This is a genomic window from Pseudochrobactrum mosebachae (assembly GCF_048914685.1).
GTDB lineage: Bacteria > Pseudomonadota > Alphaproteobacteria > Rhizobiales > Rhizobiaceae > Pseudochrobactrum.
On the sequence record NZ_CP128408.1, the window covers coordinates 252098 to 270054 of the forward strand.

The 17957-nt window shown below is 50.5% G+C and carries 16 protein-coding genes; 3 read left to right on the forward strand and 13 right to left on the reverse strand.

Annotation, left to right across the window (positions count from 1 at the left end):
• Positions 1-67 precede the first annotated feature (67 nt).
• Both MP213Fo_RS01140 and dusB read right to left on the reverse strand, forming a co-directional pair.
• A complete protein-coding gene (locus MP213Fo_RS01140; protein ID WP_421089872.1) occupies positions 68-1201 on the reverse strand; it encodes a two-component system sensor histidine kinase NtrB in 1134 nt (377 codons plus the stop codon).
• Positions 1201-2220, reverse strand: a complete 1020-nt coding sequence (gene dusB, locus MP213Fo_RS01145) for a tRNA dihydrouridine synthase DusB (protein ID WP_421089873.1) — start codon at positions 2218-2220, stop codon at positions 1201-1203. The genes MP213Fo_RS01140 and dusB overlap by 1 nt, the downstream gene beginning before the upstream one ends.
• Positions 2221-2427: 207 nt before the next feature.
• Between dusB and MP213Fo_RS01150 the strand changes: the two genes are divergently transcribed.
• The 3 genes from MP213Fo_RS01150 to MP213Fo_RS01160 all read left to right on the forward strand — a co-directional run bounded on the left by MP213Fo_RS01150 (position 2428) and on the right by MP213Fo_RS01160 (position 5100).
• Positions 2428-3642, forward strand: coding sequence for a bifunctional 2-C-methyl-D-erythritol 4-phosphate cytidylyltransferase/2-C-methyl-D-erythritol 2,4-cyclodiphosphate synthase (locus MP213Fo_RS01150; protein WP_421090960.1), 1215 nt, complete (start codon positions 2428-2430; stop codon positions 3640-3642).
• A 10-nt stretch (positions 3643-3652) separates the two neighbouring features.
• Positions 3653-4165 carry a CinA family protein gene (locus tag MP213Fo_RS01155; protein ID WP_421090961.1) on the forward strand — a complete coding sequence of 171 codons (513 nt, stop codon included), beginning with the start codon at positions 3653-3655 and terminating at the stop codon, positions 4163-4165.
• Positions 4166-4359: 194 nt separating this feature from the next.
• Positions 4360-5100, forward strand: a complete 741-nt coding sequence (locus MP213Fo_RS01160; RefSeq protein ID WP_421089874.1) for an SDR family NAD(P)-dependent oxidoreductase — start codon at positions 4360-4362, stop codon at positions 5098-5100.
• An 86-nt stretch (positions 5101-5186) separates the two neighbouring features.
• Here MP213Fo_RS01160 and MP213Fo_RS01165 read toward each other — a convergent pair whose 3' ends face one another.
• The 11 genes from MP213Fo_RS01165 to MP213Fo_RS01215 form a co-directional block, all read right to left on the reverse strand.
• Positions 5187-5645: a type II toxin-antitoxin system RatA family toxin gene (locus MP213Fo_RS01165; RefSeq protein ID WP_421089875.1), complete on the reverse strand. Its 459-nt coding sequence runs from the start codon at positions 5643-5645 to the stop codon at positions 5187-5189.
• A 7-nt stretch (positions 5646-5652) separates the two neighbouring features.
• Entirely contained in the window at positions 5653-6618 is a 966-nt protein-coding gene (gene lipA, locus MP213Fo_RS01170) for a lipoyl synthase (RefSeq protein ID WP_421089876.1), read from the reverse strand.
• A 204-nt stretch (positions 6619-6822) separates the two neighbouring features.
• Complete coding sequence (locus tag MP213Fo_RS01175; protein WP_421090962.1) at positions 6823-7020, reverse strand: hypothetical protein; 198 nt, start codon at positions 7018-7020, stop codon at positions 6823-6825.
• Between the two features lie 127 nt (positions 7021-7147).
• On the reverse strand, positions 7148-8611 hold the full coding sequence (gene lpdA, locus MP213Fo_RS01180; RefSeq protein WP_421089877.1) for a dihydrolipoyl dehydrogenase: 1464 nt from the start codon (positions 8609-8611) through the stop codon (positions 7148-7150).
• A gap of 185 nt (positions 8612-8796) precedes the next feature.
• The gene (locus MP213Fo_RS01185) at positions 8797-9435 is read right to left on the reverse strand and encodes an SGNH/GDSL hydrolase family protein (protein WP_421089878.1); all 639 of its coding nucleotides are present in this window, start codon (positions 9433-9435) and stop codon (positions 8797-8799) included.
• 63 nt (positions 9436-9498) lie between these two features.
• The gene (locus tag MP213Fo_RS01190) at positions 9499-10860 is read right to left on the reverse strand and encodes a pyruvate dehydrogenase complex dihydrolipoamide acetyltransferase (protein WP_421089879.1); all 1362 of its coding nucleotides are present in this window, start codon (positions 10858-10860) and stop codon (positions 9499-9501) included.
• A 15-nt stretch (positions 10861-10875) separates the two neighbouring features.
• Positions 10876-12270, reverse strand: coding sequence for a pyruvate dehydrogenase complex E1 component subunit beta (locus MP213Fo_RS01195; RefSeq protein ID WP_421089880.1), 1395 nt, complete (start codon positions 12268-12270; stop codon positions 10876-10878).
• A 12-nt stretch (positions 12271-12282) separates the two neighbouring features.
• A complete protein-coding gene (pdhA, locus tag MP213Fo_RS01200; RefSeq protein ID WP_421089881.1) occupies positions 12283-13323 on the reverse strand; it encodes a pyruvate dehydrogenase (acetyl-transferring) E1 component subunit alpha in 1041 nt (346 codons plus the stop codon).
• A 131-nt stretch (positions 13324-13454) separates the two neighbouring features.
• The gene (locus MP213Fo_RS01205; RefSeq protein ID WP_421089882.1) at positions 13455-13784 is read right to left on the reverse strand and encodes an FtsB family cell division protein; all 330 of its coding nucleotides are present in this window, start codon (positions 13782-13784) and stop codon (positions 13455-13457) included.
• A gap of 271 nt (positions 13785-14055) precedes the next feature.
• A complete protein-coding gene (eno, locus tag MP213Fo_RS01210; protein ID WP_421089883.1) occupies positions 14056-15333 on the reverse strand; it encodes a phosphopyruvate hydratase in 1278 nt (425 codons plus the stop codon).
• 337 nt (positions 15334-15670) lie between these two features.
• Positions 15671-17653 carry a L,D-transpeptidase family protein gene (locus MP213Fo_RS01215; RefSeq protein WP_421090963.1) on the reverse strand — a complete coding sequence of 661 codons (1983 nt, stop codon included), beginning with the start codon at positions 17651-17653 and terminating at the stop codon, positions 15671-15673.
• Positions 17654-17957: the final 304 nt, after the last annotated feature.

Sequence of the window (17957 nt, forward strand, 5' to 3'; positions counted from 1 at the left end):
TGCGTAAAATTAATTATTACCAAGATAATCAATAATTTATAGCTACAATTTAACAAATTAATTTAAATCAGGTATTGCCGTTTCCATCTTTCCAAACCGGCAGTAAAATCCTGAAGATGGTTTTTCCGGAAAAGCTTTCACACTCGATCATACCGCCATGATCGGCAATAATTTTGGCAACCAAGGGCAAGCCCAAACCTGAGCCGTTGGTTTTTGTGGTTATGAAAGGATCAAACAAAATCGGCAGAATATCGGCCGCCACGCCGCTACCATTATCAATCACGCAAAACTCCAGCGGTAGCGACAGGCGCTCACCAGTGAGCGGCACACTCATATGCAGCCCTGCTTTATAAGCAGACGTGAGAATGATTTCACCTTTAATACCGGTCTGCTCTTCTGGCTTAATAGCTTCGGCGGCATTCTTAACCAAATTCAAAAAGACTTGAATCAACTGGTCACGATTGCCCCAAACCCGTGGCAAAGACGGGTCATATTCTTCGCGAATTGTAACATGCGAAGCAAAGCCATGCTGCGCCAGCATTTTAACATGACCGAGCACCGTATGCAGATTGACTGCCGAGCGCTCGATAGGCCGCTCGTCAGAAAACACATTCATACGATCAACAAGCGCTACGATACGGTCGGTTTCATCGCGGATCAGCTGAGTGAGCTCATAATCGCCGGCATTATTTGCAGACCCCGCCGCCTCCCGCGCCGACATTTCGAGCAATTGTGCAGCACCACGAATACCGGAAAGCGGATTTTTGATTTCATGTGCCAGCATTGCAGCCAAACCTGAAATCGAGCGCGCGGCACCACGATGGTTCATCTGACGATTGAGCTTTTCAGCCATTGCGGTTTCTTTAAACAGGATAACAACCTGCTCCGGTATTTCATTTACCGGCGTAACCTGCACATCCACCATGCGCTCGGTGCCAAGGCGCGGAGATGACAGGTCGATATGATATTCATTCACCGCTGTACCGCTTTGTATAACCTGTGCGATCAGAGCCACAAGCGGGCTCGATGGCGGCAGAAAATAATTCAGGCCATGGCGCTTTAAAATCGCGGCACTCGAGCGAAAAAACACCTCGGCTTGCGCATTGGCATAGATAATCTTGCCACTGCGATCTGCCATAATAACCGCCTGCGGCAGCGTGTTCAGCACATGTGCGGGTAAGCTGGCCTCCGCAATATCCATCAGGCGGCATCCTTCAGAATTTTGCTTTGTGATGCCGGTGCAACCCCACAAAAAATCTCTTCAAGCAGTGCCGAGACCTCGCCACGACTACCTGAAGTCATAAGCGTTTTTTTAAGAATATCCGGCGTCTGCGGCGCATGGCGCTCCATATACCAGCCAAGATGTTTGCGGGCATGGCGGATGCCGGTTTTTTCACCGTAATGTTCCAGCATCGCATGGTAATGGGCAAGCACATAGGCCTGCAGATCATCCGGCGCCGTGCTTGCTGCATCACCATTCAATTGCCGTGCAAGACTTCCTGCCAGCCATGGCTGGCCATAAGCGGCGCGTCCAATCATCACCGCATCGGCACCGGAGCGGCGCATAATCTCGGTAACATCATCTGCTGTGCCAACATCTCCATTAGCAACCAGTGGCACTGAAATCACCTCGCGCACTGCACGTATTGCATCCCAATCTGCATGGCCGGTATAAAACTGGCAGCGGGTGCGGCCATGCACGGTAATCATCTGCACACCAGCAGCAACTGCACGCGCTGCAAGCTCCGGCGCATTGATGGAGTTTTCATCCCAGCCCAACCGCATTTTAAGCGTTACCGGCACCTTCACTGCCTGCACTGTTGCTTCAATCAGTGTCAGTGCATGATCAAGATCGCGCATCAGTGCGGAACCGGAATAACCGCCGGTTACCTTCTTGGCGGGGCAGCCCATATTGATATCAACAATATCCGCGCCCTCGCCCTCAGCTATTTTTGCGGCCTCACCCATCCAATGCGCTTCCCGTCCGGCAAGCTGCACCACATGAGTGTGTAAATTACCGCGCTGCATACGCTTCAGGCTTTCCGCGTGAAGCGAGCAAAGCTCTGCACTGGCGACCATTTCAGATACCACCAGCCCTGCGCCCGACTCCCATGCACGGGTACGAAACGGCAGATCAGACACACCAGACATCGGCGCCAAAAAGACGCGGTTGCGAATGCCCACTGTTCCGATTTTTAAAAGCTGGCTCAAATCACTCATAATCAGCCTAAAATTTGTGCAATATTTAAAACGCTTAAACTTTAAGCAGATTTATAGAAAATATCGCTTTTATGCAAGAAAAAGCCTTCAACCGCTTCTGCGTTAAATCATCCGCCTGTTTATCAAAAAAATCATCACTGGCCTTTTTGGCTGTGAGGCGATATTCGCTATTCTAACGACACGTGACAGTTCGGAAAGGCTCTTCTCATTCGCACATCAGCAGTCATAGTTGCCGCCGGACGCGGAGAACGCGCCGGACAGAGCACTGAGGGCCCAAAGCAATATCGCCGGATCGGCGGTCAGGCTGTATTGGCACATACATTGCGCAGTTTTTTAACCTGCGAGCATATTGCATCCGTGGTTGTGGTTATCCATAGCGATGATCACGCGCTGTATCAGGCCGCACTGAAGGACGCAAACATTGACCCTGCCCGCATTATAGTGGTGACCGGTGGCCCGACACGCCAAGAATCCACACGGCTCGGCCTGCTGGCCCTGCAAGATAGTGCGAAAAATAATGCGCCGGATTATGTGATGATCCATGACGGCGTGCGCCCGTTTATCACCCAGGATCTGCTCGGACGCATCGCAGCAGCGCTGAACCCGCATGCAGGAGTGTTACCGGCCTTAGCTGTCTCTGATACCCTGAAACAGGCAGGTGCAGATGCTCTGGTGACCAAAACAGTCCCGCGTGAGGGGTTGTTTGCGGCACAAACCCCACAGAGCTTTCCTTTTGCGCCTATTCTTGATGCCCATGATGCTGCCTTTGCGCTCGGGCGAAACGATTTTACCGATGATGCAGCCATTGCAGAATGGCATGGCATTGCAGTGCGTGTTGTTGAGGGCTCCGCCGGCAACACTAAAATTACATGGGCAAAGGATATTGAAATGGCTGATCAGCGACTGCGGCAGGATATGGCCGTGTTTCCGGACATCCGTACCGGTAATGGTTATGATGTGCATAGTTTTGAACCGGGCGATCATGTATGGCTGTGTGGCGTAAAAATTGCGCATGATCGTAAACTCAACGGCCATTCCGATGCCGATGTGGCACTGCATGCCTTGACCGACGCTTTGCTGGCAACCCGTGGCAATGGTGATATAGGCACGCATTTTCCGCCGTCTGATCCGCAGTGGAAAGGTGCCAGATCGCGCCAATTCGTAGAGTTTGCCGTGCAAATGGTGCGTGCTGCCGGTGGCCGTATTGCCAATGCCGATATTACTTTGATTGCCGAAGAGCCGAAAATCGGCCCGCATCGTGAAGCTATGTCAGCGGAACTTGCTGATATGCTTAAAATTACAACTGACCGCGTTTCCGTTAAAGCCACGACCAATGAGAAAATGGGTTTTGTCGGTCGTAAAGAAGGTATTGCCTCGATTGTAACTGTGAGTGTAATTTATCCGGGTGAAGTGCCAGCTTAAAAAGGTCGTCATTATGAACCTTATTGCCGAAGATCATGCGCTTAAAGTTCTTGAAGCCTGCCGTAATGCTCACCTCATGATCACAACTGCTGAATCCTGTACCGGCGGCCTGATAGCCGCAGCACTCACCGATATTGCAGGCTCATCCGATGTGGTTGATTGCGGCTTTATCACCTATAGCAACGAGGCCAAATCCGGATTGATCGGCGTGCCGCAGGCGTTGATCCGCAGCTTTGGCGCCGTGTCTGAACAGGTTGCCATTGCTATGGCCGAAGGCGCACTCAAACATGCGCCGCAGGCAGGGATCAGCATTGCAGTGACGGGTGTGGCCGGCCCCGGCGGCGGCACTGATGATAAACCTGTGGGGCTTGTGCATCTGGCCTGTGCCCGTGCCGGATTTATAACTCTGCATCAGGAATGCCGGTTTGGTGATCAGCCACGCTCCGCTATCCGCCTCGCCACAGTGACAGCCGCATTTGATCTTATTCTTGACCATCTTAAATTTGAAACTCTGCCAGATTGATTGGCATCAAGGTAGAGCGGGTAACGTTCAGGTTGGATCGTAGAGCTCGCTCTAGATTTTAGAGTTATCGCATTGTCATATCTATCGAGTTGATTCAACTTGATAGTGAAATGCTCTAGGTACTGATAAAGCTGTATAATGTTGTTTTCACTTTAGAAACTCCCTTTCAACCGGCAAGATCAAGGAATTATACCATGCGTTTCAAAGATAAAGTCGTGATTGTCACCGGCGGCGCCAGCGGCATTGGTGAGGCAACTATTCGCGCTTTTGCCCGCGAAGGTGCAAAAGTGGTGATTGCTGATTTTGCCGATCATGGCCAAGCGCTTGCCGATGAGCTGAAAGCAAATGATAATCCGGCATTGTTCATTAAAATTGACGTGACCGATGCTGTTGCTGTTCAAGCGATGATCGCCAAAACCGTGGCAACATTTGGCCGTGTGGATGTGATGTTTGCCAATGCCGGCATTGCCGCAGACGGCCCTGCCGCTGAACTTGAAGACAGCGCATGGCAGCGCACGATCGACATTAATTTAAATGGTGTCTATTTGTGCGATAAATACGCCATTAAGCAAATGCTGAAACAAGGCGGCGGTGTGGTTGTAAATTGCGGCTCCATTCACAGCCATGTTGGCAAACGCGGTGTAACGGCCTATGCGGCAGCCAAAGGCGGCGTGAAGCTGCTGACCCAAACATTGGCTATTGATTACAGCGCCAAAGGTATTCGTGTGAATGCTGTATGTCCGGGTTATATTGATACGCCATTATTGAAGAATATTCCGGATGAGGCCAAACAAAAGCTGATCGACCTGCACCCTATGGGCAGGCTTGGCCGCGCGGAAGAAGTGGCCAATGCCGTGCTGTTTCTTGCCAGCGATGACGCATCATTTGTGACCGGCTCTTCACTGATGGTTGATGGCGGTTATACAGCGCAATAATTTGCAAAAATAATTAAACCCGGAAATGCCAATGATTTCCGGGTTTAATATTTAATTGGGTTATTTAAATGTAAAATGCTGCAAACTCAGCTATTTACGCCATAAACCTGATCTGCCCGCTTTTCAAAAGCCTCAGCAAATTTGCGGAAGGCCAGATCAAACATAGAGCCCATCAGTAAGCCAAGCGCACGGCTTTTAAACTCATAATCAATGAAAAAATCCACATCACTTTGCTGTCCGTCACCAACAGGCACAAATGTCCAGCGATTGTCGAGATAACGAAAAGGCCCGTCAATATATTTGACCTCGATGATTTTCTCATCGGGCTTGAGCAGCACTTGCGTGGTGAATGTCTCACGGATCAGCTTATAGCCAACAGTCATATCGGCGATAAGCAGGGTTTTTCCGTCACGTTCTTTGCGTGAGCGCACAGTGAGTGCCTCACACATTGGCAAAAACTGCGGATAGCTTTCAACATCGGCAATCAGATCAAACATCTGGTCTGCGCGATGTGCAACATGGCGTGTGGTGGTAAATTGCGGCATTAAACTCTCAAGAACGCTGCGCCACCAGAGCTTCACGAGCAGCCCGCAGCTTGGCAAAATCATCACCGGCATGGTGCGAAGACCGTGTCAGCGGGCTTGCAGCCACCAGAAGGAAGCCTTTGGTTTTACCAATAGTCGCAAAGGATTTAAACTCGTCCGGCGTTACATAGCGCACAACTTCATGATGCTTACGGGTTGGCTGCAGATACTGACCAATGGTCATGAAATCTACATCTGCCGAGCGCAGATCATCCATCAGCTGCAGAATTTCGTTACGCTCTTCACCAAAGCCGACCATAATGCCGGATTTTGTGAAAATTGTCGGATCCAATTCCTTCACGCGCTGCAACAGACGAATAGAGTGGAAATAACGCGCGCCCGGACGAACTTTAAGATATTTGGACGGCACAGTTTCCAGATTGTGATTGAACACATCCGGACGTGCTTTAACGACAATTTCCAGAGCGCCTTCTTTACGCAGAAAATCAGGTGTCAGAATTTCAATCGTGGTTTGCGGCGTTGCCGCACGAATAGCCAGAATAACTTCAGCGAAATGCTGCGCACCGCCATCCGCCAGATCATCACGGTCAACAGAGGTGATCACCACATGGCTCAGCCCCATTTGCTTGACAGCCTTGGCAACGCTTTCAGGCTCATTCGGATCAAGCGGAGTCGGAATACCGGTCGATACGTTACAGAACGCGCAGGCACGGGTACAAATTTCACCCATGATCATAAAGGTTGCGTGCTTCTTTTCCCAGCACTCGCCGATATTCGGGCATCCGGCTTCCTCACAAACTGTTACCAGCTTGTTGGAACGCACAATTTCACGGGTCTCCCCATAGCCGCGCGAGGTCGGCGCTTTAACGCGAATCCAGTCAGGCTTTTTTAAAAGTGCTGTATCGGGCCGGTTGGCCTTCTCAGGATGACGGAGGCGTTTTCTGTCGTTTACCGTGTCCAGAAGCGTAACCATATGTCTTTCCCAAAACGGCCGTAACGGCCTTCAGATTTATATCAACGGCAAAACTGCCAGCCAGTATCTTTTTGCCTGCTTAACAGGCGGAAGAGACAAGGTAAATACTATGCCGTATCAACTTGCCTTAATCCAATCTTGTAACGTCACATATAAGCAGCAAAACCACTTATACAAACGGATTCAGCTTTTCATACCTGCGGTTTAACGTCGTGCTGCTTCACCCAGTGCTTTAAATACCAATGCCCAGATCAGCCCGAAGAAAAAACCGCCTAATCCCAGCGCCAGCGTTACCATCCATACGCCATACCAGCCGGAGAGCGCCACGCCATTGATCGAAATCACATTGCCGGACAAAGAACTGAGCGTCGATACACCAAAACCGAGCCCCAATCCGATCAGTGTCGAATATTTCAGCACTGTGATTGCGGTCTTACGATAGGCGAATCCATCTTTAATCAGCGGCAAATGCTATCCTTCACAATGACGTTAAGCGGCCTGATGAATGAAACATCAGGCCGCGCTCTTTTTAAGCATTAATCACTTTGCCATAGGCATCAAGCACGCTTTCCTTCATCATTTCAGACAAAGTGGGATGCGGGAATACTGAATGCATCAGCTCTTCTTCAGTGGTTTCGAGATTCATCGCAATCACAAAGCCCTGAATAAGCTCGGTTACCTCAGCGCCAACCATGTGCGCGCCGAGCAGCTGACCGGTCTTTTTATCAAAAATGGTCTTAACCAGCCCCTGATCTTCACCAAGAGCAATCGCCTTACCATTAGCAGCAAACTGGTAGCGGCCAACGCGAATTTCAAAGCCCTGCTCCTTGGCTTTCGCCTCGGTCAGACCAACAGATGCAACTTGCGGATTGCAATAGGTGCAGCCCGGAATTTTGCCTTTGTCCAGCGGATGCACATTTGGCACACCGGCAATTTTTTCAACACAGATCACGCCTTCATGCTCGGCCTTATGTGCCAGCATCGGTGCGCCGGCCACATCGCCAATTGCATAAATACCTTCAACATTGGTCTTGCCAAAGCCGTCAATCGCCACACAGCCACGATCGGTTTTAACACCCAGTGCTTCCAGACCGAGATTTTCAATATTACCGACAACACCAACGGCCGAAATCATGCGATCAGCTGTAATTTCCTGCACTTTGCCATCTTTGGTTTCAATGCTGGCGGTCACAGAATTGGTACCCTTGACCACTTTAGTGACCTTGGCTTCCGTGAGGATTTTCATGCCCTGCTTTTCAAGCAATTTACGGGCAAAGACTGAAATTTCAGCATCTTCAACCGGCATAACATTGGCCATCACTTCAACCACAGTCACATCAACACCCATGGTGCGGTAGAATGAGGCGAATTCGATACCAATAGCGCCGGACCCCATAACCAGCAGGTTCTTTGGCAGGGCTTGCGGAACCATTGCTTCAAAATATGTCCAGATCAGCTTGCCATCCGGCTCAATGCCCGGCAGCGCACGCGGGCGCGCACCAGTGGCCAGAATAACGTGTTTGGCGCTGTAAGTACCCTCACCCAGAACGCCTTTAGGCACCGGATTTTGCGGCAGCATTGGCTGTTTAGAGGTTTTCGAAACGCTGATTTCCGCAGGCTTACTCGCAGACGCGCCTTTGGTAACCTTCGCCTCACCCCAGATCACGTCGATCTTATTCTTTTTCATCAGATAAGCGATGCCGCCATTGAGGCGCGCAGATACACCGCGCGAGCGGGCAACAACAGCCTTTACATCGGCACTGATTTTACCTTCAAGCACCAGACCGTAATCCTTGGCATTTTCACCAAAATGCAGGATTTCAGCAGAGCGAAGCAATGCTTTTGTCGGGATACAACCCCAGTTGAGGCAAATGCCGCCCAGATGTTCGCGTTCAACAATCGCGGTTTTAAGCCCGAGCTGTGCAGCACGGATAGCAGTAACATATCCGCCGGGACCGGAACCGATCACAATAACGTCGTAACTATTGGACACGCGCATTCTCCTAAACAATATTCTGTCTGTCTGTTTCACGTCTTAACGGGGTGCATGAGCAGACACAGAATGATCTTAATTTTTTAATTTCTGTTTTATACCAAAGACAGCCATTCAAATAGCCTTCAAATAGCCTTCTGGCAGCACAGGTTTGTTTTCATATATCGTGCCACAAAGACCCGATATTAAAGACCAAGCATTAATCGCACCACAGGCTCAAGCGCCTGCCCGATTGCCCGCGTATTGTCTGCATCAAGATGTACACCATCAAGATGGGTCGCCTTGGCAACGCCTGATGCATCAAAGAAACCGCATTCCGTATCATCAGCAAGATCAGCCAATAACAAGCCGAGCTGGCGTGATTCAGCAATGCCGCCGGCAAAAAGCGAGGCAAAAAACGGATCAGCACTTTCACTCATATGCGGCGGTGCAATGATCAGAATATCCGGCACAGCAACACCATCAGCGTAAGGATGGTTACGGATAATCTGGATTAATCTGCGCATACCGCAACTGCTGGAAAAGGCATCTCCGACAACCTGCGGCTTCATATCATTACTACCAAGCAGAATGATCACCAGATCCAGCGGCGCATGGGTGCCAAGCAAAGTCGGCAAGATCCGCGCACCGTTGCGGTCTTCAGGCACAGTATAATCATCAAATGCAGTGGTGCGTCCGTTCAGCCCTTCGGCAATCACGTGGACATCCTGCCCGAGTGCCTTTTGCAAAACCGAAGGCCAGCGATCGGCAAGCGGTAAACGTGAGCCATCCGGAGCCTGATAGCCCCAGGTCAGCGAATCTCCGAAACACAGAACTGACTTCATGGAATGCCGCCTATCACTGAAACAGGAACGGCGCCTCAATACGGGATTGAGGCGCCTGTTTAATTACACCAGCATAGCCAGCGGTTTTTCAATATAGCTCTTGAAAACCTTAGCCAGCTCCGCAGCCAGCGCACCATCGACGGCACGGTGATCTGTGGAAAGGGTAACCGACATCACGGTTGCAACTGCCAGTTCACCGTTTTTAACAACGGCGCGCTGCTCACCGGCACCAACTGCAAAGATTGTTGCGTGGGGCGGGTTGATGATCGCTGCAAAATCTTTGACGCCGAACATGCCAAGATTGGACACCGATGTGGTGCCGCCCTGATATTCCTGCGGTTTCAATTTACGATCACGCGCACGTTTGGCCAGATCTTTCATCTCGTTAGAGATAACCGACAAAGCCTTGGTTTCCGCACCACGAACGATTGGCGTGATCAGGCCACCCGGAATTGAAACTGCAACGCCGACATCCGCATGTTTGTGCTTGACCATACCTGCATCTGTCCAGGAAACATTGGCTTCCGGAATGTCGCGCAGTGCCAGTGCTGTTGCCTTGATCACCAGATCATTGACTGAAAGCTTAAAGGCAGGAACCTCGCCCTTCTCAGTTTTGATCAGTGGTGCACTTGCATTGAGCTGTGCACGCAGCGCCAACAGTGCATCCAGTTCGCAATCAATCGTCAGATAGAAATGCGGAACAGTGAGCTTGGATTCCATCAGGCGGCGCGCAATAACCTTACGCATACCGTCATGTGGTACCAGCTCATATGAACCTTCCTCAAACATTTTGAGGGTTGCTTCATCGGATGCACCGGAAATAGCAGCCTGCGGTGCAGCAGCAGAAGCAGCTGGTTTGGCTGCAGCTTTACCGCCATTGGCAATCGCAGCTTCCACATCCTTACGGATAACACGGCCATGCGGGCCGGTGCCGGAAACAGCTGACAGTTCAAGGCCGGCTTCTTTAGCAATGCGACGCGCCAAAGGTGAAGAGAAAATCCGCTCGCCTTTGCTTGCCCCAGCCTGAGCTACAACAGGAGCCTCAGCAGCAACAGGCGCTGCCTCGGTCTTTGCCAAAGCTTGTGTCGGGGCCAAAGCTTGTGTCGGGGCGGCTTCTGCTTTCGCTTCCTGCTTGGCAGGCGCTGCATTTGCGCCTGCTGCTGCAGCTTCAGCTACATCTTCACCATCTTCAGCAAGAATGGCGATGACGGCATTGACCTTCACGCCTTCTGTGCCTGCTGCGACCAGCAATTTGGCTACGATACCTTCATCAACAGCTTCCACTTCCATGGTTGCCTTGTCGGTTTCGATTTCAGCAATAACGTCACCAGCGGAAACTTTATCGCCTTCTTTAACCAGCCACTTCGCCAGATTACCTTCTTCCATTGTCGGAGAAAGAGCCGGCATCGTAATTTTGATAGCCATAATTAATCCTTCCCCTTAACGTGTGTAGGTTACAGCTTTAACAGCCTCAACAACTTCTGCAACCGTAGGCAATGCCAGCTTTTCAAGATTAGCGGCATAAGGCATCGGCACATCTTTACCGGCAATGGTCAGAATTGGCGCATCGAGATAATCGAAAGCCTGCTGCATCACACGGGTTGCAATTTCTGTACCAACGGAAGACTGCGGATAGCCTTCTTCAACAGTTACCAGACGACCGGTCTTCTTAACCGATGCAATCACAGTCGGCATATCCATCGGACGGATGGTACGCAGATCAATGATTTCAACATCAATGCCGCTCTCGGCCAGCTCTTCAGCTGCCTTGATAGCATAGGTCATGCCGATACCGAACGACACAATGGTCGCATCGCTACCAACTTTATGAATACGCGCTTTGCCGATCGGCAACACGAAATCTTCAATTTGCGGCACATCAAAATGCTGGCCGTAGAGAACTTCGTTTTCAAGAAAGATCACCGGATTTGGGTCGCGGATCGCAGCCTTGAGCAGACCTTTCGCATCTGCAGCCGAATATGGCATCACAACTTTCATGCCCGGCACATGGCTATACCATGCAGCAAAACACTGGGAGTGCTGCGCACCAACGCGTGCTGCGGCGCCTGAAGGCCCGCGGAACACCATAGGCGCACCCATCTGACCACCGGACATATACAATGTCTTGGCAGCAGAGTTGATGATCTGATCGATAGCCTGCATGGCGAAGTTGAATGTCATAAATTCAACAATCGGACGCAAGCCCGTGAATGCGGCACCGACACCAATACCGGCAAAACCGTGTTCGGTAATTGGTGTATCAACCACGCGCTTATCACCGAACTCAGCCAACAGGCCTTTGGTAACCTTATAGGCACCTTCATATTCGGCAACTTCTTCACCCATGATGAAAACATCAGGATCGCGACGCATTTCTTCAGCCATCGCATCACGAAGCGCATCACGCACAGTGGTAGAAACCATCTCCGTGCCAGCCGGAATATCCGGATCTGATGCCACTTCAAGCTTAGGCGCTGCCGGCACAGATGCATTAGCCGCTGCAGCATTTGCATTGCCGCCAGGCTTTTCGCCGGAAACAACCGGTGCTTCAGCCTTAGGGGCAGCAGGCGCTGCAACGCTGTCCATGGTTTCACCATCGGCAAGCAACACAGCAATCACCGAGTTAACTTTAACGCCGTCAGTGCCTTCAGCAATCAGCAATTTGCCGATAATGCCTTCGTCAACAGCTTCCACTTCCATGGTTGCTTTATCAGTTTCGATCTCAGCAATAACATCACCGGAAGTGACTTTGTCGCCTTCCTTTTTCAGCCATTTGGAGAGTTTGCCCTCTTCCATGGTCGGGGAGAGCGCTGGCATAAGAATTTCAACAGGCATAGCGCTCGCTCCTTACAGCAGAATATCGGTATAGAGTTCAGATGCATCCGGCTCAGGATCGTTCTGTGCAAATTCAGCTGAATCAGCCACAATGTCACGAACTTCCTTATCGATCGCCTTCAGGTCTTCTTCCGAATACCAGCCATTTTCCGTCATGCGGTATTTAACCTGTTCGATCGGATCGTGCTCGGAGCGCATCTTCTGCACTTCGTCTTTGCTGCGGTATTTCGCAGGATCAGACATTGAGTGACCACGGTAACGATAGGTCTGCATTTCAAGAATAATCGGACCCTTGCCGGAACGTGCCCATTCCAGTGCTTCTTCGCTCGCCGCATTCACAGCGCGCACATCCATACCGTCGACCTGAATGCCCGGAATATTAAAGGACAGACCGCGACGGGAGAAATCGGTTTCAGCCGAAGCGCGGGTTACAGCAGTACCCATCGCATAACGGTTGTTTTCGATTACATAAACAACAGGCAGCTTCCAGAGCGATGCCATGTTGAAGCTTTCATAAACCTGACCCTGGTTTGCAGCGCCATCACCGAAATAGGTGATCGAAACACTGTCATTACCACGGTAACGGTTTGCGAATGCCAGACCGGTGCCCAGTGGCACCTGCGCGCCAACAATACCATGGCCGCCATAGAAATGCTTTTCTTTGGAGAACATGTGCATCGAGCCGCCCTTGCCTTTCGACAAGCCGCCACTACGGCCGGTCAACTCAGCCATCACGCCGCGTGCGCTCATACCGGCAGCCAGCATATGGCCGTGGTCGCGATAAGCAGTGATTGTCTGGTCGCCTTCGCGCATGGCTTTTTGCATGCCGACAACAACAGCTTCCTGCCCGATATAAAGGTGACAGAAGCCGCCGATCAAACCCATGCCATACAACTGACCGGCTTTTTCTTCAAAGCGGCGGATCAGCAGCATCTCACGATAGGCGTGAAGATCTTCTTCCTTGGTGAAATCTGCAGGCTGGGGTGCCTTGAGAGTATTAGACAGAGCTGCCTGCGATTTGCCCGCGGCAGTTTTTTGAGCCCTAGGTGCCATATTTTGCTCCCTGTTATGGTGGGCGCAGAATAAACCTCATCGGCCAAAGTTACAATATCTCTAAAGTGCTTATTTTGCACTAGTTAACATATTGAAAACAATAGAAAATCACCCAATTAACTGGAATTCAGTTAATTGGCTTTATTGCCGCGAGTCACAATAATTGTAACTTCATCAGCATGGGATAGATTCAGCGCGCGGCGCGCCTGCTCGTCAAGAATATCCTTATCAATCGAACCATCACGCAGCTGTGAAACCTGGCGCTCCAATGAAACACGCTGCTCGCTCAAATCAGCCAGCTGCTGGCTGAGAGAGGTTGCCTGCGCCTGCAATTGCTCCTTGGAATAAATTCCGTAAGCACCATTATAAGCATGGAATCCGAAATAGGACAAAAATGCAGTAGCCAACAGCGGTACGATAAACCGTCCGCGAATAGTTTTACGCTTCTGCTTTGTCCACATTTTTACACCTCTTGAGCAATACGCACCGCAAAACACGGAATTTGCTCAGATTATTACGCTTTACAACGACCGGCCTGCATTTATCACATGCGATAAAATTCATCCGACACTCATTTAAAGCATAGTTAGGCTTAACAGAGACTTACAGTCGAAAGCCAAACGGAAAATTAATTATAAAAAAACGGGCTCGCACAGCATAGGCAAGCCCGCCTTAATATTGCAGCGCTGCATGAAAGCTCAAACAGCGCGATTATAGCAGCCTATCAGCCCCTCAGAGGCCTTTGAAAGCCGCACGGCCAGCGTAACGTGCCTGCGAGCCGAGCTCTTCTTCAATGCGGATCAGCTGGTTGTATTTTGCCAACCGGTCTGAACGGGCAAGCGAGCCGGTTTTGATCTGGCCGCAATTGGTCGCAACTGCGAGATCAGCAATGGTTGCATCTTCAGTTTCGCCTGAACGATGCGACATCACAGCGGTGTAACCGGCCTTATGAGCGGTTTCCACGGCATCCAGCGTTTCAGACAATGTTCCGATCTGGTTAACCTTGATCAGAATGGAGTTGGCAACACCCATTTTGATACCGTCACGCAGGCGTGCGGAATTGGTAACAAACAAATCGTCACCAACCAGCTGGGTTTTCTTACCTGTCAGATCGGTGAGGCTCTTCCAGCCATCCCAATCATCTTCAGACATACCGTCTTCAATAGTGATGATCGGGTAATCTGCAGCCAGCTTGGTCAAATATTCTGCCTGCTGAAGCGGGTTACGGGTAATGCCTTCGCCTTCATAAACGTAATTACCGCCTTTGAAGAATTCAGTCGCAGCGCAATCAAGGCCGATAGCAATTTCCTCACCGGCTTTGAAACCGGCTTTGGCAATTGATTCCATGATGAAATCAAGCGCTGCTTCTGCGCTCAGCAGGTTTGGTGCAAAGCCGCCTTCATCGCCCACATTGGTATTGTGGCCAGCCGCTTTCAGACGATCCTTCAGCGTGTGAAAGACCTCTGCGCCATAACGCACAGCTTCACGCAAAGAAGATGCGCCAACTGGAACAATCATAAATTCCTGAAAATCGATCGGATTATCCGCATGCATACCACCATTGATGATATTCATCATCGGCACCGGCAACACATGGGCATTGGCACCGCCAACATAGCGATAGAGCGGCTGACCGGAAGCCTGCGCTGCAGCTTTAGCAACAGCCATCGACACACCAAGAATAGCATTGGCACCAAGGCGGCTCTTGTTTGGCGTACCATCGAGATCGATCAGTGTGCGGTCGATTTCAATCTGATACTCGGCTTCCTGACCGGCAAGCGCATCAAAAATCACGCCATTTACAGCTTCAACAGCCTGTTCAACGCCTTTTCCTAAATAACGTGTGCCACCATCACGCAGCTCTACCGCTTCATGAGCGCCGGTTGAAGCACCGCTTGGTACAGCCGCACGGCCAAACGAGCCGTCTTCCAGTGTCACGTCAACTTCAACAGTCGGATTGCCGCGGCTATCGAGAATTTCACGACCGACAATATCGATGATCGCTGTCATAGAGAGTATCCTTCCATAAAGCATTTCCAGCAAATCAACGAAGCGATTTTGCGTAAGGATGATGCATAAAACAAACAGGTAGCCCCAATACCGTCTGACCAATATGAAATTGACGAACACGGTATTTTCAAAAAATTCGCGCTATTGATAACCAATCACACTGCCGGACGCAAAGGCCTAAGGGCATCTGCACACCAATTTTCAGAATTTTAAACGATATTAAAGTGTACATCTTATGTCAGCGGTTAAAGAAACTGTATTTCAGCCCTGAAAAACGAAACAGGAGCGGATAACCGCCCCTGCTCTAAATTGTAAACCCCACGAAATCCGACCGCGATTACATCGCCGCAATACGCGTTTGCGCCGTTTTTTCAAAAGCCTTTGCCAGCCCTTCATCACGGGCATAAACATCATCATAATAGCGGATTTTGCCTGTCGCCTCATCCGGCCATGCGGTGAAATAGGTCAGATAAATCGGCACACCGGACGGCACTTTAATACCGCGTTCGTTTTTACCAAAATATTTGGTCAAGTTCTCCTGCCCCGTGCTCATTACCGCCGAGGCCATAGCGCGCGGATCTGCAAGCCGGATACAGCCATGGCTGACAGCACGCATATCGCGTTTAAAGGCGGCCTTGGACGGCGTATCATGCAAATAAATATCATGACTATTCGGGAACAGAATTTTCAACTCGCCAAGCGCATTGCTTGGCCCCGGCTTTTGCCGCACGCCAACATGGGCTTTGCCCTGCGCCACCGCAGACCAATTGACCGAGGATGAAGACACTTTTTTACCGCCAACTATCACCTCGTAATTATTACGATCCAGATAGCTGGAATCGGCCAGAATACGCGGCATCATCTCATTCATCACGATCGAGCGCGGCACACCCCATGACGGGTTAAACACCACAGTCTGAATTGTATCATAGAAAAAATGTGTCTGGTTGCGCGGTGAGCCGATCACCACATCCATTGCCATCTGCTCTTTGCCCGCATCAAAATATTGGGCGCGGTAGGCCGGTTGATTGACAAACACGTAACGCTGACCAAAATCATGGGGCAACCAGCGCAAACGCTCCATAGCATAAAGGATACGCTCGCGCTTCACAGAAGAGCTTTCGCCCTGCAATGCAGCAATGGTTGCGCGGCCAATCACACCATCCGGTGTTTTGCCCATCAGTTTTTGATAATCTTTTACAGCAGCCACAAGCTCAGGGTCATATAGCTGCGCACTGCTATGGCGGTCGAACATATCCTGATAGGAATTGAGATAACCAGCCGGCGCTTTGCTGGCAATCAGCGCCAGAATTTTCGGCAGTTCTGCATGGCTCTGTCCCGGACGGATCAAGGTATCAGCGGCGATACGGATTTTGTTTTCCTGTACCGGCCGCATATCTGCGAGCTGAGCTTTCAACAGTTTATAATAATTGTTTTGCGGGTTAAATGCAGCCAGAACGACGGCCGGATCAACAGCATCATCCAGAGCTTTCAACACCTGATCAGGCTTTACACGGCCACGCGGCAAATCATGAAAACCGCTCAGGCGATTGGCAATAACCCGCCCCTCACCGGCATCAAGCGCATAGCGCAAAGCTCTTGCACTGAGGCGCAGTTCAAAATTCGCCATCTCACGGATACGCTGATCTTTGTTCGTAATATCAAAAACATCAGCCGGTACAGTCACAGAATATTCTGCCGCTGACAAACCGTCTTCGTCCGCTTTATCAAACAGTGCGATCACATCTTTAGCCTGCTGTGACACGATCAGCCCGTCTGACCACAGCAATGTATGCTCGGTAGCGTAAAAGGTGACAATCGCTTCTGCGATTGCTTTTTCAGCCTGAATGTCGCTATTTTTCATCGCATCAAGCACAGAAGCGAACTGTATACCCGCAGCCAAACGCTTCGCTTCATTTTCAGACCGCAAGGGCATACCGGTTGCATCATCACCGGCGGACGCAATTTTTGTTTCAGCTACATCTGATATGGCTGCGGTCAGCTGCAAATCCACAGCGCTGAAATCAATTTTAATCAGCTTTTCAGGCTTGTAATCATAAATCTGCGGTCCTCTGACCGCCACTGCTTTAACGGCTGGGGCTGCGGGCTTGTTTGCCAGCGTCGAATTCTTGGTTTTTGGTGCTACAGCAGCTTTATTCGGTACAATTGCCGGTTGCTGGCGCTGTTCTTCACGCATCTCGCGCTTTTGGCGAAACAGCTCCATCAGATTGCTTGCGGCATGAGCCTGTGGCACCGGCAAAAATGCAACCGTGCCGGCCAGTGCAACAATAGCAGTTGCAAGAGTGGCTGTGCGTGCCATACGCCCAAGCCGCACAGCTGCCGGTTTTTCCGGACAAGGTGTGGCACCTATGATTATTCGGCGGGATTTCAGCGGAAAAGTCATTTCAATCCGTCAGCTCTCTGCAATATTACGCCTCTCAATTGTAAGTAGCGGCTGTCAGTTGCGTACCTGTCGGAACAAACATTGCACTCACAATGATTCACTCACGCATTTTGAGCCATTGTGATTTAGAAACTTTTAACAATAAACAGATTTTTTCACTTGTCTCGCAGCCATAGCACAGAGGTTTATCGACTTTATCCGGCTTTTAAATCGATCAAAA